This window comes from Arthrobacter sp. BGA-UO-ETr-C19 (genome assembly GCF_059568005.1).
In genome coordinates, this window is record NZ_JCAQPC010000006.1 from 1 (window position 1) to 19,207 (window position 19,207).

General features: G+C 67.3%; 17 protein-coding genes. 9 read left to right on the forward strand and 8 right to left on the reverse strand.

Translation table 11 applies throughout. From position 1 onward, the window contains the following. Positions 1-581 precede the first annotated feature (581 nt). The 5 genes from AC57BR_RS01025 (at position 582) to AC57BR_RS01045 (ending at position 6,817) form a co-directional block, all read left to right on the forward strand. The gene (locus AC57BR_RS01025; protein WP_496357936.1) at positions 582-1,973 is read left to right on the forward strand and encodes an FAD-binding oxidoreductase; all 1,392 of its coding nucleotides are present in this window, start codon (positions 582-584) and stop codon (positions 1,971-1,973) included. Positions 1,974-2,087: 114 nt separating this feature from the next. Continuing rightward, on the forward strand, positions 2,088-3,458 hold the full coding sequence (locus tag AC57BR_RS01030) for an MBL fold metallo-hydrolase (protein ID WP_496357937.1): 1,371 nt from the start codon (positions 2,088-2,090) through the stop codon (positions 3,456-3,458). A 65-nt stretch (positions 3,459-3,523) separates the two neighbouring features. Further along, positions 3,524-4,024 (forward strand): universal stress protein, encoded by a 501-nt coding sequence (locus AC57BR_RS01035; protein WP_496357938.1) that lies wholly within the window; start codon positions 3,524-3,526, stop codon positions 4,022-4,024. A 109-nt stretch (positions 4,025-4,133) separates the two neighbouring features. Beyond that, positions 4,134-5,459 carry an ATP-binding protein gene (locus AC57BR_RS01040; RefSeq protein WP_496357939.1) on the forward strand — a complete coding sequence of 442 codons (1,326 nt, stop codon included), beginning with the start codon at positions 4,134-4,136 and terminating at the stop codon, positions 5,457-5,459. Between the two features lie 107 nt (positions 5,460-5,566). After that, positions 5,567-6,817 carry a low temperature requirement protein A gene (locus tag AC57BR_RS01045; RefSeq protein WP_496357940.1) on the forward strand — a complete coding sequence of 417 codons (1,251 nt, stop codon included), beginning with the start codon at positions 5,567-5,569 and terminating at the stop codon, positions 6,815-6,817. A gap of 11 nt (positions 6,818-6,828) precedes the next feature. Here the strand turns inward: AC57BR_RS01045 and gluQRS are convergent, their stop codons facing one another. After that, the gene (gene gluQRS, locus AC57BR_RS01050; protein ID WP_496357941.1) at positions 6,829-7,710 is read right to left on the reverse strand and encodes a tRNA glutamyl-Q(34) synthetase GluQRS; all 882 of its coding nucleotides are present in this window, start codon (positions 7,708-7,710) and stop codon (positions 6,829-6,831) included. 339 nt (positions 7,711-8,049) lie between these two features. Between gluQRS and AC57BR_RS01055 the strand changes: the two genes are divergently transcribed. Continuing rightward, a complete protein-coding gene (locus AC57BR_RS01055) occupies positions 8,050-8,541 on the forward strand; it encodes an Lrp/AsnC family transcriptional regulator (protein ID WP_496357942.1) in 492 nt (163 codons plus the stop codon). A 185-nt stretch (positions 8,542-8,726) separates the two neighbouring features. Then, on the forward strand, positions 8,727-11,441 hold the full coding sequence (locus AC57BR_RS01060) for an FG-GAP repeat domain-containing protein (protein WP_496357943.1): 2,715 nt from the start codon (positions 8,727-8,729) through the stop codon (positions 11,439-11,441). Between the two features lie 111 nt (positions 11,442-11,552). Here AC57BR_RS01060 and AC57BR_RS01065 read toward each other — a convergent pair whose 3' ends face one another. Further along, positions 11,553-12,008 (reverse strand): Lrp/AsnC family transcriptional regulator, encoded by a 456-nt coding sequence (locus AC57BR_RS01065; RefSeq protein ID WP_307098179.1) that lies wholly within the window; start codon positions 12,006-12,008, stop codon positions 11,553-11,555. Positions 12,009-12,112: 104 nt separating this feature from the next. On the opposite strand from AC57BR_RS01065, the gene AC57BR_RS01070 reads away from it, so the two are divergent. After that, a complete protein-coding gene (locus AC57BR_RS01070; protein WP_496357944.1) occupies positions 12,113-12,760 on the forward strand; it encodes a LysE family translocator in 648 nt (215 codons plus the stop codon). A 36-nt stretch (positions 12,761-12,796) separates the two neighbouring features. Here the strand turns inward: AC57BR_RS01070 and AC57BR_RS01075 are convergent, their stop codons facing one another. The 6 genes from AC57BR_RS01075 to AC57BR_RS01100 all read right to left on the reverse strand — a co-directional run bounded on the left by AC57BR_RS01075 (position 12,797) and on the right by AC57BR_RS01100 (position 18,415). After that, on the reverse strand, positions 12,797-13,156 hold the full coding sequence (locus tag AC57BR_RS01075) for a YybH family protein (RefSeq protein ID WP_496357945.1): 360 nt from the start codon (positions 13,154-13,156) through the stop codon (positions 12,797-12,799). A gap of 61 nt (positions 13,157-13,217) precedes the next feature. After that, positions 13,218-14,180 carry a hypothetical protein gene (locus AC57BR_RS01080; protein WP_496357946.1) on the reverse strand — a complete coding sequence of 321 codons (963 nt, stop codon included), beginning with the start codon at positions 14,178-14,180 and terminating at the stop codon, positions 13,218-13,220. Between the two features lie 26 nt (positions 14,181-14,206). Then, positions 14,207-14,710, reverse strand: coding sequence for a DUF456 domain-containing protein (locus AC57BR_RS01085; protein WP_496357947.1), 504 nt, complete (start codon positions 14,708-14,710; stop codon positions 14,207-14,209). A gap of 128 nt (positions 14,711-14,838) precedes the next feature. After that, on the reverse strand, positions 14,839-16,044 hold the full coding sequence (locus AC57BR_RS01090; protein ID WP_496357948.1) for an NAD(P)-dependent malic enzyme: 1,206 nt from the start codon (positions 16,042-16,044) through the stop codon (positions 14,839-14,841). A gap of 289 nt (positions 16,045-16,333) precedes the next feature. After that, a complete protein-coding gene (locus tag AC57BR_RS01095) occupies positions 16,334-16,915 on the reverse strand; it encodes a TetR/AcrR family transcriptional regulator (RefSeq protein ID WP_496357949.1) in 582 nt (193 codons plus the stop codon). Between the two features lie 198 nt (positions 16,916-17,113). After that, positions 17,114-18,415 carry an MFS transporter gene (locus AC57BR_RS01100; protein ID WP_496357950.1) on the reverse strand — a complete coding sequence of 434 codons (1,302 nt, stop codon included), beginning with the start codon at positions 18,413-18,415 and terminating at the stop codon, positions 17,114-17,116. A 216-nt stretch (positions 18,416-18,631) separates the two neighbouring features. On the opposite strand from AC57BR_RS01100, the gene rraA reads away from it, so the two are divergent. Then, complete coding sequence (gene rraA / locus AC57BR_RS01105) at positions 18,632-19,120, forward strand: ribonuclease E activity regulator RraA (protein ID WP_496357951.1); 489 nt, start codon at positions 18,632-18,634, stop codon at positions 19,118-19,120. Positions 19,121-19,207 lie beyond the last annotated feature (87 nt).

The following is a 19,207-nucleotide window of genomic DNA, read 5'->3' on the forward strand; positions in this document are numbered from 1 at the left end:
ATCGACTCACCCCTGACCCTCCTGGTCACCCTCATCGCCATCGCCCTCATGGTCGCCGGCTGGTACGCCTGCCGCAAACGCATCCACGAAATCGCCGAAGCCCGCGAAGGCTTCACCGGCATGTCCCCGGTCGTCGCCAACCGCCCCAGCCCGGGCGCCGCGGACCGGATCTAACCAACCAGCTAGTTCCAACCCGCAACACAGCGCGAACGGGCACTTGAGGCCCCTCCTCCAAGGGCCGCAAGTGTCCGTTCGCATCTCACGGCCGGCGCCGGGCTTCCGGCTGTTGACCGGCGTTTGGGGCGGGAGTAATTTACGACTAGCCCTGCTGTAACCGCTGGGCCACTGGCCCGAACCCGCCGACACGAAGGCGAACCTCGTTCCAAACACGCCACGGCAAACCGCGCGACGTTGCTGCGTTGCCAAGGTGCATCCGGTCTCCGCCGCTGAGGAAGCCTGCGGCATAGGCTCTTGCCCTCCAAGATGCAGGGCCCCATCGGCTGCTAAACAAATCACCCGGCACGACCGTAGGCCGCGCCCAGTTGCCCGGGCATGCCTGCCTGGGTGAATCGGAGTACACGGTGGACAACAGCTCTTTCCAGGCCCTCCAGGAGAAAGTGCGGGGCCAAGTCATCACCAGCGATCAGGCGGACTACGACGACGCGCGGGCCGTCTTCAACGGAATGATCGACAAACGCCCTGCAGCCATCCTCCGTGTGTCACAAGTCGCGGACGTCATTGCCGCCGTCAATTTCGCACGTGATGCAGCCTTGGATCTGGCCCTGCGCGGCGGCGGCCACAGCGCGCCCGGGTTCGGGACCTGCGACGGCGGCCTCGTCGTCGACTTCGCAGGCTGCCGGGGAGTGCGCGTGGACCCTGCCAGTGGGACAGCACGGGTCGAAGCCGGAGCCACATGGGCGGACTTCAACCACGCCGCGGGTGCATTCGGCCTCGCCACCACCGGAGGCATCATTGGGTCAACGGGCGTTGCCGGACTAACTCTCGGCGGAGGCATCGGCTATCTCGCCCGAAAGTACGGGCTGTCGTACGACAACCTGAAATCCGCGGACGTGGTGACCGCCGAGGGGAAGTTCCTTGTCGCCAGCACCACGGAAAATGAGGATCTCTTCTGGGCGCTTCGCGGCGGAACCGGCAACTTCGGCGTCGTGACTTCCCTTGAGTTCAACCTGCACCCCGTGGATGTTCTCTACGGCGGAGTGGTCATTTATCTTCTGGAGCACGCCGACGCGGTGGCACGGCTTTACCGGGATTACATTGCCACGGCACCGGAGGAAATGGGCGTGTTCCTGGGCTTCCACCAGGGGCCCCCGGTCCCGTTCCTGCCTGAGGAATATCACGGGAAGCCCGTAGTGGTGCTGGTGGGCGGCTGGGCAGGCCCCCACAACGAGGGTGAGCGTCAATGGCAGCCGTTCCTTGACGTTGCGCCCGTCGCCGGCTCCTTCCTTGGCCCCCTGCCGTACACGGTTCTCAACACACTCTTCGACCCCATGTACACGAAGGGCCTGCAGGCCTATTGGAAGTCAGAGTTCCTGCCCGGCCTAACCGACGACGTCGTCCGTGTCGCTGAGAAGTTCGGCAAGTCCATTCCGAGCGTCCAGACAGCCAACCACGTCTACCCGATTAACGGCGCCGTCCAGCGGGTCGGGCGGGACGAGACCGCATTCCCGTACCGCGACGCCGACTTCGCCGTGGACATTGCCTGCCATTGGGAGGATCCGGCTCAGAACGAAGCCAACGTGAAGTGGGTGCGCGACTACTACGCCGAGCTCCATCCGCTCGGATCCGGTGCGGGCTACGTGAACTTCCTCGACGCCGACGACCAGTCGCACATCAAGGACACCTACGCGGGGAACTACGCCCGCTTGGCCGAAGTCAAGGCCAAGTACGACCCCGGCAACCTTTTCCACATCAACCAGAACATCAAGCCTGCCGTTTCTGCGCCGGCTTCCTAACAGGCCATCCTGAACTGCAGGCCCCTTCTGCCGCCAATCGGCCTACCATGGAGGCATCCGGGGCGAGGCCCGCGACGAGCGGCGCCTCCCTGGTGCGTCGAAGGGGCCGGACCAATGGACGTCGTTGTCATCGAAACCCCGCAGCTCGGGGACCGCAGCTACCTGGTCCACGACGGCCGCGTGGCGCTGGTGGTCGATGCCCAGCGGGACACGGACCGCATCGAGGAGGCCGCCCGGAAAGCCGGGGTGCAGATCACCCACGTGGCAGAAACACACATCCACAACGACTACCTCACCGGCGGCCTGATCCTCGCCCGTGCGTACGGCGCCAAATACCTGATAAACGCCGCGGACCAGGTGGCCTACGAGCGCGAGCCGGTTGAGGATGGCCAAACCATGCAGATCGGCGCGCTCACGCTCCGCGCGCTGGCCACTCCGGGGCACACCCACACTCACCTGTCCTACATCGTCACGGACGGACGGGCCCGGGCCGTTTTTTCGGGCGGCAGCCTGCTCTTCGGCTCCGTGGGCCGCACCGATCTCCTCGGCCCCGGATACACGGCCGGGCTGACGCGGGATCAGTACGCGTCCGTCCGCCGGCTCGCCAACGAAGCGGGCCCCGAGGCTGCCCTCTACCCCACTCACGGGTTCGGCTCGTTCTGCTCGATCGGACCCGCCACGCGCGCGGAGGCGTCAACCATCGCAGAGCAGCGCGAAGCCAACCACGCGCTCACGGACCAGGATCCCGAGCACTTCGCGGCCGAACTCATGGCCAACCTCTCCGACTACCCTTCGTATTACGCCCACATGGCCCCCATCAACATGACCGGCCCCGAGGCTGCGGACCTGAACCTGCCGGAGTCCCTTGGCGCCGGTGAACTGACGGAGCGGCTGGCGGGCGGCGAGTGGGTGGTGGACCTGCGCCACCGCATGCTGTTCGCCAGCAACCACCTGCAGGGCACCGTCAGCTTCGAATACGGCTCGGGGGGAAGCTTCAGTTCCTACTTGGGCTGGGTCCTGCCCTGGGGCGAGAAGCTGACGCTCGTCGGCGGTCGTGAGGATCTGCAAAACGCCCTCCGGGACCTTTCCCGCATCGGCATCGACCGCCCCGATGCCGCGGTGGGAACGGAACCCGGCGAACTCGCGCCGGGAGCTCCCGTCGCCTCCTACCCCCGGGCGGGCTGGCCCGCCGTCGTTCATGAAAAGCCCGACGGCGACCCTGTGCTGGACGTTCGGCGCTCGGACGAGTTTGCTGCCTCCCACGTGGCCGGCGCCATCAACGTGCCGCTGCACGAACTGCTGGACCGTCTGGGCGAACTGCCCGAGGGGTGCCTCTGGGTCCACTGCGCCACCGGCTACCGTGCCGGCGTCGCGGCCAGCCTGCTGCAGCGGGCCGGGCGGGACGTGGTGCAGATCGATGCCCGCTTCCGGGACGCCGCGGCCGCCGGCGTCGCCTTGCAGATGCAGCCGCTGCAGCGGCGGTGACCGGCCTGTCCGTGACCGAAGATCCGGTTGAAGTTGCAAAGTCCAGGTAGCGAAGGAGAACAACGATGGATGGACAAGGCAAAGTGGTTGTGGGCGTGGACGGTTCGGACTCCTCAGTGGAGGCCCTCCGTCTGGCGGCGCGGCTGGCACCGGGCCTGGGTGCCCGCGTCCATGCCGTGGCCTGCTGGCACTTCCCGGAAATGTATGCCGGGTACATCCCGCCGGATTTCGAGGCGTTCGAGGCCTCGGCTGCCAAGATCCTGGCCCAGTCGATCGAGAAGGCGTTCGGGCCGGACGTCCCGGAGACCCTGACCAGTGAACTCGTGCGGGGCCCCGCCCCGGCCAAGCTGGTGGAGGCCGCCGCCGGAGCGGCGATGCTGGTGGTGGGACGAAGGGGCCACGGCGGATTCATGGGCCTGCACCTCGGCTCGGTGAGCACCGCATGCGTCGCGCATGCCGAATGCCCGGTGCTCGTGGTGCACACCAAGGATGACCACCACAGCAACCACCACTTCCGCAGGGGCACAGCGGCCAAAGACGCACCCGTGGACGCGGCCAAGGGCTGACCTCCCCGCGTAACGCAACGCACCTGCAACCCCGTGCGGGCGCGCCATCGCCTATGCTCGGCTGAGCAGCTCAGAACTGGCTCAGCGTCGAACCACGGGAGACAACCTCATGACCAACTGGCGGATCCGGGACTTCCACTCCGCGGACCTTGACGGCATCCTGCACCTCTGGGAATCGCTGAAGGCCACCAACGTAGAGCCGGTCTATGCGCTCTCCGAAGTGCTGGCATCCTGCGAAAAGGACCATGCCGTGGTGGCGGTGCTCGGCGACCAGGTGGTGGGCGCCGCCGTCGGCCGCGCGGCACATGACCAGGGCTGGATTGTCTTCCTGGCCACGCTGCCCGAATTCCGCGGCCGGGGCATCGGCACGTCCCTGCTGGCCGCCGTCGAAAACCGGATGGCGCCGCACGGACTGAACAAGCTGTCCGCCCTGATGCCCGAGTCGGAGACCCGGGTGGAGGCCTTCCTGAGCCGCGGTTTCGTGCTCAAGAAAAACCTGCGGTACTTCGAGCGAACCATCCCCGTGCAGCGCCAGGAACTCGGCGCCCTCGGCCTGCTCGGCGGCCGCATCCTGGCCCGGGACCTGTGGGAGAACGTGGCGGGCATGCGCCGGGAGAAGGAGCTCCTGGAGCGCCGCCTGGTCCTGCCGCTGGCCGAGGCCGACCTCGCCGACGAGTTCGGCGTCGTTCCGCCGCGTGCCGTGGTGCTGTTCGGGCCGCCCGGCACCGGCAAGACCACCTTCGCCAAGGCCATCGCCTCCCGGCTGGAATGGCCGTTCGTGGAGGTCTTCCCCTCCCGCCTTGCCGCCGACCCCAAGGGCCTGGCCGGCGCGCTGCGGGAGACCTTCCTGGAGATCTCGGAACTCGAGCACGCCGTCGTCTTCATCGACGAAGTGGAGGAGATCGCCTCCCAGCGCGCCGGGGACCCGCCATCGCCGCTGCAGGGCGTCACCAACGAACTGCTCAAGATCATCCCGGCCTTCCGCGAACAGCCCGGCCGCCTCCTCGTCTGCGCCACCAACTTCATCCGCGCCCTCGACTCCGCCTTCCTGCGGCACGGCCGGTTCGACTACGTCATCCCCATCGGCCTGCCCGACCGGCGGGCCCGCGAAGCCATGTGGCAGCGCTTCATCCCCCCTGCCGTGGTGGACGATGTGGACGTGGAGCAGCTGGTGGACCGCACTGAGGGCTTCTCCCCCGCGGACATCGAGTTTGCCGCACGCAGCGCCTCCCAGCGGGCGCTGGAAAAGTCTGTCTACGGCAATGGCAGCGACGGCGGTCAGGTGTCCGGTGGCGGCGTGTCCGTCCGCGAGGCCGTCCGGAGGGGCCCCGCCACCCAGGACTACCTCGACGCCATTGCGGATACCCGCACCACCGTCAGCGACGAGGTGCACCAGGAGTTCCTGGAGGACATCGACGCCCTGGGCCGGGTGTAGCCGCAGCGGTGTAGCCAAGCAACGCGGGGTCACATACAGCCCAATTCCGGGCCCGGATTGGGCGGCAAGTGACCCCGCGTTGCAGTCATCGCGCTACTGTTTGACCCATGCCCCCTAATCCCCTCCGGCACGCCGTGGCCCGCATGGGCGGCCGGGATCCGCACCAGCCGCACCGGACCGCCACCCCTCTGGAGCTCTTTTTCGACCTCACCTTCGTGATCGCTTTCGGGGTGGCCGGCAGCCAGTTTGCCCATGAGATCGCGGAGGCACACTTCGGCGCCGGGCTGCTCGGCTTTTCCTTCGCGATGTTTGCGGTGATCTGGGCCTGGATCAATTTCACCTGGTTCGCCAGCGCGTACGACACCGACGACTGGGTGTTCCGGGTGGTCACCATGGTCCAGCTGGTGGGCGTCCTGATCCTGGCGATGGGGATCGAGCCCATGTTCCACTCCCTCGTGGAGGGCAAGCACGTGGAGAACACCGTCATCGTGGGCGGCTACATCATCATGCGGCTGGCCCTGGTCTTCCAGTGGCTGCGGGCCGCCCGGCAGGACCCGGCCCGCAGGAAGACATGTTTGCGCTACGCCGGATACCTGGCGGCCGTCCAGCTGGGGTGGATCGCGGTGCTGTTCATCCAGGCGGACGTGCCCACCACGTTCCTGATGATTGCACCACTGTTTGTCCTGGAACTGGCAACCCCATATGCGGCCGAGCGGAATGCAACCACTCCCTGGCACGCCCACCACATCGCCGAGCGCTACGGACTGCTGGCCATCATCGCGCTGGGCGAATGCCTGATCGGAGCCGTCGAGACGCTCCGGGCCATCGTGGCCAACCATGGCTGGTCGCTTGATGCCGCGCTGGTGGGTTTCGGCGGCACGGCGTTGGCCTTCGGCATGTGGTGGATCTACTTCATCATGCCCGCCGGCCGGGCCCTGCACCTGCAGCGTCACCGTTCCTTCTTCTTCGGTTACGGCCACATCCCCGTCTTCGCCGCGATCGCCGCCACCGGGGCGGGCCTGCACGTCGCGGCGTACTACATCGACCATGCCGCACACATCAGCGCTGCCGTGGCAGTGGCCAGCATTGCCGTTCCCGTGGCGTTGTTCAAGGTCTCGCTCACGGCGCTCTTCAGCGTCATGACGTGCGTCGACCGCACCCTCGTCGCCGTCACCGCCGGAGTGGTGTGCGTACTCGCCGGAACCGTGGGCCTGGCGGCGGCGGGCGTTTCGGTTCCCGTCTGCCTGCTCATCATCGTTGCCGCACTCGGGGCCTCGATCGTCATCGATGAACGCCGGAGCACGGACCTGCTCCACGCGTCGCTGGAGAAGCTGGAACAGCGGGCCAAGACCGCCTGACGCGCCTGGCGCTAGGCCCCGGGCCACACCCACGGTTCACGCGGCAGGCGGGCGGGCGAAAACCCCTGGAGGGCGGCCTCCAGGGACGCGCCGGGCAGACCCAGCGACTCCAGAATCGTCCTCTGCACGGCTTCCGCGGGATGTCCGACGGCGGCCAGGTCGCGCAGGGTAACCGCGCCGTCCCGCTTGGCCAGGCGTGCGCCGTCGGCATTGACCACCAGCGGCACGTGTGCATATTCCGGAACCGGCATATTCAAGAGTGAGGCGAGATATGCCTGCCGGGGCGTGGACGGCAGGAGGTCGTCGCCCCTGACCACCTGGTCTATGCCCTGTTCGGCGTCATCCACGACGACGGCCAGGTTGTACGCGGTCACGCCGTCGTTCCGGCGCAGGACAAAGTCGTCCACCACTCCGGTGAACGTCCCGTGCAGCACGTCTTCGACAGTCCATTCCGCCACTGAGGAACGCAGCCGGATGGCCGCCGGGCGGGTGGACCGCTTGAACTGGAGCTCCGCCGCCGGCAGTCCCCTGCACGTTCCCGGGTAGGCACCCTGGGGCGCGTGCGGCGCGGAGGGTGCCTCCTGGATCTCACGGCGGGTGCAGAAGCATTCGTACGTCAGCCCGGCTGCCGCCAGCTCTCCGATGGCGGCCGTGTACAGCGGTTCGCGGTCCGTCTGCCGCACCACCGCACCGTCCCAGGTCACTCCTACGGCGGCCAGGTCCCGCAGCTGACCCGTTTCAGCCCCGGCCCGCGCGCGGTCAAGGTCCTCGACCCGCAGCAGGAACCGGCGTCCGGTGGAACGGGCAAAGAGCCAGGCCAGCATTGCCGTCCGGAGGTTTCCCACATGCAGCTCACCGGACGGGCTGGGGGCGAAGCGGCCAGCGCGAGTCATGCCCTCCAGCCTATGCCGAACACCACAAGAGCCCCTCAGCTACCGCGCGCTCCGGACGTTGGCCGGAAATCGGTGGCTCAGGGGCTCTTGCCGTGCCTGCCCCGGACGGGACTCCGTCAGGGAAATCGAGGCACTTCTTGCGGAAAGACGGATGCGTGAACAAGTGTCAATCAGCGGCTGCCTCCTTGCGGGAAGCGTGGTCCAGGGGGCCGGGTGGTGTGCCGTAAGCCTGTAGCCTGCAGACTGTGGGGGTAACCACCGCCTGCGTTGCCACTATCTGAGCAGAAGACCTACAGTAGGCGCAACGGGCATGCAACGGACTGGTCAATCTGACCGGTCATGCACCCGGAAACCGGACAGGAAGTGATCAGATTGCAGCAGCTGGACGCCACGGACCGTCGGATCCTTGCGGCCCTCGACGAGGATCCCCGGCTGCCGATCATGGTCCTGGCCCAGCGGCTGGGCCTGGCGCGCGGCACTGTACAGTCGCGCCTGGAGAGGATGACGGCGTCGGGCGCCCTCCGGCCCAACAGCAGCCGAGTGCTGCCCGCGGCCCTGGGCCGGGGCGTTGCCGCCGCTGTCAGCGCCGAATTGGACCAGAGCCACCTCAACGAGGCCATTGCCGCGCTGCGCGAGATTCCCGAGGTGCTGGAGTGCCACGCCCCGGCCGGCGACACGGACCTGCTGATCCGCGTGGTGGCTACCAGCCCTGACGACCTGTACCGGGTTTCCGAGGAGATCCGGCTGTGCCCGGGAATCGTGCGGACGTCCACCAGCATGTTCCTGCGCGAGGTGATTCCCTACCGGACCACGGGGCTGCTAAAGCACTGATTGTGGGCCTGCGGAGCGCCGCTCCGATATTGCGCTAATCATTGGGGAAAACTGCGGATATTCCGGCGGCTGTCCTGCGGCGGCAACTGTAACCTGATTCAGCATCTGCCGCGGCGCTGGGCACGCAGCGGGTGCATTGTTCACTCAGGGTCTCCGCCGGGGGGTCGGTCTCAATAAGGAACTCAATGCGCTCTTTTTCCCGTTCAATCGCGTCGGCCACCGGCTTGCTGGTTTTCGCCGCAGGCCTCGTCTCGCTTCCCGCCACCGCAACGGCAGCCACGGATCCTGCCGGAAGCGGCACGTCACTGCCGGTCGAGTCGGGAGCGGAACAACACCACCACGGATACGAATCCGCGCCCGGGGTGCCGGCGGACGGGCCGCCTGCCGGGCTGGCCCTCCAGACCGAGGCGGGCGGAACGGCTGCTGCTGCCCTCACCGTCAAGGTCGTCGTCGCCACGCTGGTGGACAACAAGGCCGTGGTTCCGATGGCCCAGGCCGAAGCGGCCGTGACGGCCTCCAGCAACTACTGGAAGGCGATGTCCGGCGGCCGCATTTCCATGACCGTGACCGAACGAGCCACACTGGCGTCCAAGACGGCCAGGTCGACCGACTCGTACTACGACATGATCAACAAGATCACCACCGAGCTGAAATGGACCTACGGCGCCAACAAGGCGCTGGTGGTCTTCGTTCCCAGCGCCACGCTCTCCGGCGGCGCCCTCGGTGCCGGCTACAGCAGCACCGGCAACAGCGGACGGGTTCTGATGCCGCAGATCAGCGGCTTCACCAACAGCGTCATCGCCCACGAATTCGGGCACGTCCTCGGGTCCATGCACGCCGACGCCCTGCAGTGCAACAGCGGCGTTTCCGACGTAGGCACCACGAGCACCGGCCAGTTCACCGACACCTCCTGCTATATCCGCGAATACGGCGACAGCACCGACCTGATGGGGCTGTCCAGCTACAACATGCCGGTGATCAGCTCGCCGTTCTGGGACGCCAAGGGCCTGGGCGCGGCTACCGACATCCGGGACCTCGGCGTGGCATCCGGCGTGAAGAGCTACACGCTGAAGCCCTGGGGCGACACGAGGCTGGCCTACCGCGCGGTGAAGTTCACCGATCCGGTCAGCAGGGAGGTCTACTACCTGGAGCTCCGGCAGCCCGCCGGCTACGACGCCTACCTGGCCAGCGGGCCCGCGGGCAACCGAGGCGTCAAAGTGGTCCAGCGGGGCGGCGCCACCCCATCGTCCTCGCTGGCGCTGATGCCGTCCACCATTCCGTTCAGCGGGTACTACGCCACCAACCACACCTGGCAGGCCGGCAGCACGTTCACCACGCACGCGGGAACCCGGGTCACGATCAATGCCGTCACCGCCACCTCGGCCACGGTCACCATCGACGCCGACCTCGCCCTGCACACCAAGATCCAGTTCTCGGCCGGCGACTTCAACGGCGACGGACGCCCGGACATGGTCTCCCGCGAAGCCGACGGTTCACTCCTGCTGTTCGCGGGCCTGGGCGGAAACAAGCTCGGAACGGCCGTGAAAATCGGAACGGGCTGGAATATCTTCAACATGGTCCTCGGCAACGGCGACTTCAACGGGGACGGGAAGACGGACCTCATTGCCCGGACGTCCAACGGAGCCCTGTGGCTGTACCCGGGCAGCGGCACTGGCGGCTTCCTGGCCCGCAAGCAGATCGGCTCCGGCTGGGAGGGCTTCAAACGCATCATTGCCCCCGGTGATTTCAACGGCGACAAGCGGGCCGACCTGCTGGCCATGCGCGCCGACGGAACCCTGTGGCTGTACCCCGGCAACGGAACCGGCGGCTTCTTGGCGGCCAAACAGGTCGGCTCCGGCTGGCAGGGCTTCACCGCCGTCACGGCAGCGGGAGGGCTCGCCACGGGCCCCGGCCTGCTCGCCCGCTCCAGCACCGGGACCGTCTACCTTTACCCGGGCAGCGGAACCGGAGGCTTCCTGGCACGCCGCACGCTGGCCACCGGATGGGCCAGCACGGAACTGATCGCCGGCCAGGACTTCACCTCCGACGGGCTCACGGACATCCTCTCGGCCAGCACCAGCGGTGCCATCACCGCGTACGCGGGCAACGGCGTCGGCGGTTTCGCAACCAAGCTGAAGATCGGCACAGGCTGGGCCGGGTTCAGCCAGGTCTGGGAAGCCGGCGATTACGACGGCGACGGCAAGCCCGACCTCCTGGCCCGCACGGCCCAGGGCGTCCTGCGGCTCTATTCGGGCAACGGCTCGGGCGGGTTCCGCACGTCCCGGCAGCTCGGCACCGGCTGGCAGGCCTTTGACCAGGTGGTATCGGCCGGAGACTTCAACGGCGCCGGCGGCCCCGACCTCCTGGCCCGGAAGCCCGACGGCTCGCTCTGGCTCTACCCCACCAACGGAACGGGCCTCTTCCAGGCAGCGAAGAAGATAGGCACCGGCTGGCAGGCCTTCGCGCGGATCATCGCTCCCGGCGACTTCTCCGGCGACGGAAAGGCGGACATCATCGCCCAGGAACCGGACGGCAAGCTATGGCTCTACCCCGGCAACGGGGCGGGCGCCTTCCTGGCCCGGAAGCAGATCGGTTCCGGCTGGGCAGGCTTCAGCCAGGTGGTTGCCGGCAACGACTTCAACGGTGACGGAAAGGCCGACCTGATGGCCCGCGCGTCGGACGGCACGCTCTGGCTCTACCCCGGCAGCGGCGCCTCCGGCTTCCTCACCCGCACGCAGCTCGGCACCGGCTGGAACGCCTTCACCACCTTCGCCAGCGTGGGCCGCTTCGCCGGCACGGGCAACCCGAACGTCGTGTCCGTGTCGGCCGACGGGGCGCTCTGGCTCCACACCGGCACCGGGAAGGGCACCTTCCAGAACGTCGTGCTGAACCCCCGCTGAGCACGGGAGTCAGTCCAGCGCGAACGAACACTTGAGGCCCCTGATCCATCCGGATCAGGGGCCTCAAGTGTTCGTTTGCGCTTTCTCGACGGCCTGACTGTTGGAAGGAAGTCAGACGGGCGGACCGGCGTTGGATTTGAGGTTCTTCATCACCAGGGTTGAGGTCAGCCGTTCCACCCCGGGCAGCACTGTCAGCTCACTGTCGTAGAAACGCTGGTAGGAGGGCAGGTCCGCCGCGATCACCTTGAGCAGGTAGTCGGGGGAACCGAACAGCCGCTGCGCCTCCACGATGTTCGGGTTCTCCGCCACCCGGTTCTCGAAGATCTCCATGGTGGGGCGGTCCACCTGCCGGAGGGTTACGAAGACAATCGCTTCAAAGCCAAGCCCGACGGCGGCCGGGTCAATGTCCGCCTTATAGCCGCGGATCACGCCGGACTGCTCGAGGTCGCGGAGCCGGCGGTGGCAGGGCGCCACCGTCAGGCCCACCTTGGCGGCGAGGGCCGTGGCAGTCATTCTGCCGTCCTCTTTGAGGTGGCGCAAAATACTTCTGTCGATGTGGTCAATCACGCAAAAATCTTACTCCACCCGCAGCGATCCGCGCGAAATTGGAGAGCACATCTGGGGCCGTTTTGCCTAGGCTTTTCTTACAGCCAAACACGCAGGAGCCCGCCATGAACCCCCAGCTTTTCCTCGCCTTTATCGTGGTCGCGGCCGCCCTCGCCTGCACCCCGGGGGTGGACTGGGCCTACTCCATCACGGCGGGCCTCGGCAGCCGCAGCTTCGTCCCCGCCGTCGCGGGGCTGTGCAGCGGATACGTCCTGCACACCCTCCTCATGGTGGCCGGGCTCGCGGCCGTCCTGGCGAGCATGCCGGGCCTGCTGGGCTGGATCACGGTGGCCGGGGCCGTCTACCTGCTGTGGCTGGGAACTGTCACCATCAGGTCGTGGCGGGGTGCGAGCTTCACGGCAGCAACCGCCGTCGGAAATCCGGGGCAGAACCAGCTGCGGTCCTTCCTCCAGGGCATGGGGACCAGCGGCATCAACCCCAAGGGGCTGCTGTTCTTCCTGGCCTTGGTGCCGCAGTTCGTCAGCGCCGATGCGGCGCTGCCGGTGCCGGTGCAGTCCGGCTTGCTGGGGCTGACCTTCGTGCTGCTCGCGGCCCTCGTATACACCTGCGTGGCGCTGCTGTCGCGGAAACTGCTGCAGTCCCGGCCGAACGCAGCCCGCAGGGTGACCCTGACCAGCGGCATCATCATGGTGGTCCTTGGCGCCGCTCTGCTCGCGGAGCAGCTGCTTCCCGCCCTGGCCCGGTTCGCATAGCGCCCGGTTCGCATAGGAGCCGGCCCAGCGGCTGGCTCAGACTTTGCGCTCCATGAACCATTCGGTGAAGCCCGACGCGCGCCCGTCCGAATCGAGCCGGACCACCCACAGGTTCTCGTAGCTGGGGCGGTCATCAAGGTACGTGGTGCGGCCCTGCACGAACGCGAGGTCTCCGTCGGACCCCAGCAGGGACCATTCGAATCTCCAGTCCCCGGGCTGGTCCGAAGAGCCGATCCACCGCTCCACGATCTGTGCCCGGCCGCGCCACGGATCGGGATCATAGGGCCGTGTGGCGTACACGGCCTCCTCCGTGAAGAGCGCCCCGATATCCGCGGGGTCATTGGTGGTCCACGCCGCGATGTACTTGTCCATCCACTGCCTGATTGCGTCAGTCATGGGTCCGTTGTATCGCGGCCCTGTACCAGCCACAAGAGCCTGCCGCCCACAAAAGACGCCCTTAGTCGCCCCCGAACTGCTTCCATTTCTGTTCCCACGCGCGGCGCGCCTCGATGTCCTTCCGGATGACCTCGAACGTTTCGAGCTCCGCCTGCTTGCCGCGCTGCCAGTCCCGCGGGTTGAGGGACTTGCGCCCGTTGTCCAGGAGCATCAGGGCACGGTCGGTCAGGGCGTCGTTGCGCAGGGACATGCTGGTCTTCTGCCGCCGCAGGACTTCCTTGAGCGCCTGCTGGGCCTGGCTGTACGCGCCGAGCCGGCGGAGGGAGCGCGCACGCACCAGGAGCAGCGCCGCGGACAGGTCGTCGGCGTTCAGCAGGCCTTCGGTCCACACGACCACCTCCTGGTCCCTTCCCAGGGCGGCAGCGAGTGCGCACCTCGCCAGTGCGGTGGGCAACGACGGCGGCAGCCTGACCAGGGTTTCAAAGGCCGCCTCGGTCTGGCCCGTTTCCCGGAGGGAATGGGAGAGCGCGAGGAAGACCGACTCCTCGCTGAACAGCACCGGCACCACGATCCGTTCGGCGACCTCCACCCGGGTGACCACCCGCGTCAGGTAACTGGCGGCGAACTCGTTGGCCTCGTCGTCGTTCCTGGTGGAAAGCCCGCGCTGCAGCAGTTCCGCGGCCCGCAAGTAACCGCCCTGCTTGTAGGCGAGGAGACCGGCCATCACGCAGCAGAGCCCGGCCCAGCCGGGATAGGCGCGGCCGGCGGCGATGAGCCGGTTGGGGTCGGTGCCGGAGAAGATGGCGTCGTACACGGTCCTGGCAGCCTTGCCGGGCAACAGCTTGAGCCGCGGAACGCTGCCGTCCACGCTGATCCGGGAGTCACCTCCCCCGAGTACGCCGTGGATCAGCCCGCCCATGCCCTCGGCTATTTCGCGCACCGGGGTGCGGACCTTGCCGCCGCCGAAGGGGGTGAGGTCGCGCGTGTCGCGGTAGATCGGTCCTGGAAACTGCCCCGCGCTCATTCCTCCATGCTAATGGCGGGCCGGAACTAAGCCGAAGCGGCGCCCACCCAGACGCCCACCACCCACGTGCTGGCCGCGAGGCAGGCCAGGCCGAACTCCACGAGCATTCCCAGCCCGGTGGCCTTCAGGGCAGCCCAGCTGGAGGTCAGCGCCGCCCGGAAGTTGCGCGTGCGCTGGACTTCGCTGAGCAGCAGCCCGGCGGCGAAGCCCACGAACAGGCCCACCACGGGAATGACGAACATGCCGGCAATGCCCAGGACAACCCCGACGGCGACGCTCCGGTTGGGAATACGATGTTCCTTCAGTTTGCGGCCGGCGAGGACGGCGCTGGCCGCCATGCCTGCCAGCACAAACACCATGCCCACGGCGAAAACCACCCAGCCGGCCACGCCCTCACCGCCCCAGATTGCCCACGCCAGCAGGCTCAGCCCGATCAGGAAACTGCCCGGCAGGACGGGGATGACGGTGCCGGCAACGCCAACCAGGATGGCCAGGCCGCAGAGGACGGTCACGAGGGTTTGGGCGTTCATGCCCCCAGTCTAGGGTCCGGGGGTCGCGGGTATTGGTCCGCGGAACGCGGACTGTCCCGGAAACGACGACGGCGGCGCCTCCCCAGCACGGGAGGCACCGCCGTCGGGCTCCAGTGAGCCCTGCGCCTTTAGTTGGCTTCGGCTTCGACTGCCGCGGCAACCGCGGCAGTGACGGCCGGGGCAACGCGCGGGTCCAGCGGGCTGGGCACAATGTAGGACGCGGACAGCTTGTCATCGGCCAGTTCGGCAATGGCGCGGGCCGCGGCAACCTTCATGGCAGGGGTGATGCGGCGCGCACCGGCGTCCAGGGCGCCGCGGAAGATGCCGGGGAACGCCAGGACGTTGTTGATCTGGTTGGGGAAGTCGCTGCGGCCGGTGGCCACAACCGCGGCGTACTTGGACGCGACCTCGGGCAGGACTTCGGGGTCCGGGTTGGACAGTGCGAACACGATGGAGCTGTGGTTCATCAGCTTCAGGTGCTCCTCGTCCAGCTTGGAGGACGAAACGCCCACGAAGACGTCCGCACCCAGCAGGGCTTCCCCGGGGCCTCCGGAGATGCCGCGCGGGTTGCTGCGCTGCGCCATCTGGGCCTTCTTGCTGGCGGGGTCGGCGGCGATGTCGGCCCGCTCGGAGTTGATCACGCCGCGCGAATCCAGCAGCACCACGTCATCGATGCCCGCGGTGAGGAGGATTTCCGCGATGGCGATGCCTGCGGCGCCGGCGCCGGAGATCACCACGCGCAGTTCCTCGAGCCCGCGGCCGGTGACCTTGGCGGCTCCGGTCAGCGCGGCGAGGACCACGACGGCAGTGCCGTGCTGGTCATCGTGCATAACGGGGCAGTCGAGGGCTTCGATGAGCTTTTCTTCCAGCTCGAAGCAGCGCGGAGCGGCGATGTCCTCAAGGTTGACGGCGCCGAAGCTGGGGCGCAGCCGGACAAGGGTCTCCACGATCTCGTCCACGTCGGTGGTGTTGAGGACCAGCGGGATGGAGTCCAGCTCGCCGAAGGCCTTGAAGAGGGCGGACTTGCCCTCCATGACGGGCAGCGAGGCGCTGGCGCCGATGTTTCCCAGGCCGAGGACGGCCGTGCCGTCGCTGACGACGGCCACGAGGCGCTGTGCCCAGGTGTGGCTCTTGGCGAGTTCCGGGTCAGCGTGGATGGCCCGGCTGACCTGGGCAACGCCCGGCGTGTAGGCGATGGAGAGGTCACGCTTGTTGCTGAGGGGAACGGTGCTGGCGATGGAAAGCTTGCCGCCCTCGTGGGCAGCGAAAATTTCCTGGTCAGTCAGCTCTGCGGCTGCGCTGGTGTCATTCGGAGCGATGGTTTCAGTGGACACGTCGTTGTCTCCTGTTGCTAGCCGTGGGCGCACGGCACAGTATGGCTCAAGCATTCGAGGCTCAAGATGGTCAGAAACGCGCTTTCTGATGGCCCAGGGGTGGTGGGTTCCGTCAGAAAGCCCGTGGAGCTGCTGGGTGCTGGCCACTCCGCTACTGCCATGCTAGACAGGACAAAGGCCCACCCGATGCCAAATCGGGCCGGTTTGACAGAATAAAGCAGATTTTGAGCGAAGTTGTGGCCTGTTTCACCGTTTTTCGGGCCTTTTATGACCTGCCGGTCTAGACCAGTTACGCGGTATTCCGCGCCAGCCGGGGTGCCGGCATCAGCAATGTGCACGCCTTCTTCAAATCTTCCTCCGCCTCAAACAGGGAAAGCCGGCGACAGCGCACCGACTGGACTAGACCGGCTACCGTTGGCAAGAGGACGCGGGCGACACCCGCGTCGCCGCACACGGCGGTGACGGCCCGTTCCGCCAGGGAGTCGATCTCCCGCAGCAGGCCGGTGGTGTCCCGGTCCTTGAGGTAGACGCCCTGGCTGAGGCACTGCTCCACGGCAGGCTGCATGACGCGCATGTGGAAGATCTCCATTGCCACGCCGGAGAGTGCATGGATACGGACGGTGCCCGGCCCGGTCCCCGTCTTGAGCTCGCCGAGCTGGTGCCGGTAGAGGGCCAGCATCAGATGGGTGGCAGAGGGGAAGTAGCGGTACAGGGTGCCGAGGGGGACGTTGGCCTGGGCGGCAACCTCGGAAAGGGTTACGGACTGGAGGCCTTTACGCGCGAACCCGGCCGCCACCTCGAGGATGCGGTTATAGCGGCGCTGCTGCCGGGGAAGGGAGGGCGGGGCGGCCATGGGCGGAAGATCAGGCATAGAGTCAAGCATCATCAGTCCGGAGGTTGAGATTCCTGGTGCAGTCAGGGAGAGCCCCATTCCCGGTCCTGCCGCAATTCGGACTCCACTATACGGCACCTGTCGCCGGGTTCCCTGGGACCCGGACGTGCCGCCGGGGCCCCTTGCCGCCGGGGTATTGCCGGGCCCACCTCTGCGCCCGGCAAGTTGGGACAGGTGCTAGGCAACGCCCTTGATCTTCGCCACGAACACAGCACCCAGCAGCCCGATGACGGCGGCGGCTACGTAGAGGGACACGTAGCCGCCCCAGAGGGTGACGAACGGCCACGCCAGCGCCGGGGCGATGACCTGCGGCAGGGAATTGGCGATGTTGATGACGCCAAGGTCCTTGCCCCTGTCGGCAGCGCTGGGAAGTACCTGGGTGATGAGGGCGAAGTCCACGGCGAGGTAGGCGCCGAACCCGATTCCCAAAACGCTGGCACCCACAATGCCACCCACCCAGGTGGGCGCGAAGGCCAGGATCAGCGATGCCAGCGCAATGATCACGGATGACGCGATCACCAGCGGCTTGCGCTTGCCCATCCTGTCACTGAGCCTGCCGCCCACCACGCTCGTGATGATCACGAACACGGCGTAGAGACCGGTCAGCACCAGCACGCCAAAGGCGGGCTCGAGGCCAGTGGTCTCCTTCAGGTGCACGGCATCCGCCAGGAAGAACAGCAGGTACAGGGTGACCATGTGGTTGCCGATGTTGACCAGCAGCCGGGTAATCCAGGCCCAGGCGAAGTCGGGGTGCCGCAGGGGCCTGATGAACCCGAGCAGGAAACCGGCCCAGTTCATAGCATGGACAGACCCTGCCGGAAGCGGAGCGTCGTCGCTCATGACCAGGTACATCACAACCCCGGCCACGAGGGCCGCTGCACAGATGAGGTAGCCAAGCACAAAGTTTCCGCTGACGACGGCAGCAATTACCGCGCCAACCAGGATCCCGGCCGTCTGCCCCATCGCCGCCAGGCCGCCCACGGTGGCGCGCTGCGGGACGGGGACGCGGTCGGGAACGGCTGCGGTGATCGCGGCGTAAGCACCGTTACAGCCGGCCTGCACGAGGCACCAGAGGACCGTCATCAGCGCCACATTCGGAGCGCCGGCCAGGGCCACCAGCGCCGCCGCGCCAAGGACGGCACCGGCCAGCACCCACGGCACGCGCCGGCCGAACCGGGACGCCGTGCGGTCACTGAAGGCGCCAAAGAGCGGGTTGGCCACCAGCGATACAGCCGCGCCGGCACCGGTGACGAGGGCGAGGATGGCTTCCTTCTGCCCGGGGTCGAAATGTTCCGCCTGCTGTCCGAGGAGCACCTGGATGGGGCCGAAAAACGCTGCGTTGATCCCAAGGTTGACCAGAACTACGCCCGTGATCCACAGGGACCTGGCCCGCTCCGTCGGCTCGGTGAACGCGGCGGATGACCGCGTGCCCACCAGGCCGGGGTCTGGTACCGCACCGGGTATGTCGGACAGGCTCATAGCGGTCTCCCCCTGGAACATCGTGATGATGGAATCAGACTATCGTGGGCATCAACAGCAACGCGGGTGGGCCCACGCCTGCAGGGTTCCCTGGCCGAGCTTGCGAGGTTAGGGTGCAGGCGGGGTCACTTACGGCCCAATCCGGGCATCACACCGGGCGTTACGTGACCCCGCGTTGCTCCAGACCGAGGCACAACCACCGTCCTAGGAGAACCAATGACCGCTTCGCCTGCCAATGCCGCCGTCAACACCGCCGACCTCTACGATGAGCGCGGCGACGAACTGGGCTCCATCTCCCTGCAGTTCCAATCCCTGGGCGGCCGCTCACATTTCAGCGGTCCGGTCCGGACCGTGCGCTGCTTCGAGGACAACGCCCTGGTCAAGTCGGTTCTTGCCACACCCGGCAACGGAGCCGTGCTCGTCGTCGATGGCGCCGGTTCACTGCGGACCGCCCTGATGGGGGACATGATTGCAGCGAGCGCCGTGGCAAACGGCTGGGCCGGCGTCGTCATCAACGGTGCCATCCGCGACCGCGAGGCCATCGCGGAACTGCCGCTCGGCGTCAAGGCCCTCGGCAGCAACCCGCGCAAGAGCGCCAAGGCCGGGGCGGGAGAGATTGACGTTGACCTGCTGATCGACGGCGTGGCCATCCGCACCGGCGCCACGATCTGGTGCGACCCCGACGGCATCCTCATCGAACGCTGATCCTGGCTCGCCGCAGCCCGGAAAAAATTTCCGTTGCCCCGGGGAACAAAGCAGGAAGTAACATAGTTACTGAAAGCAACTATCAAG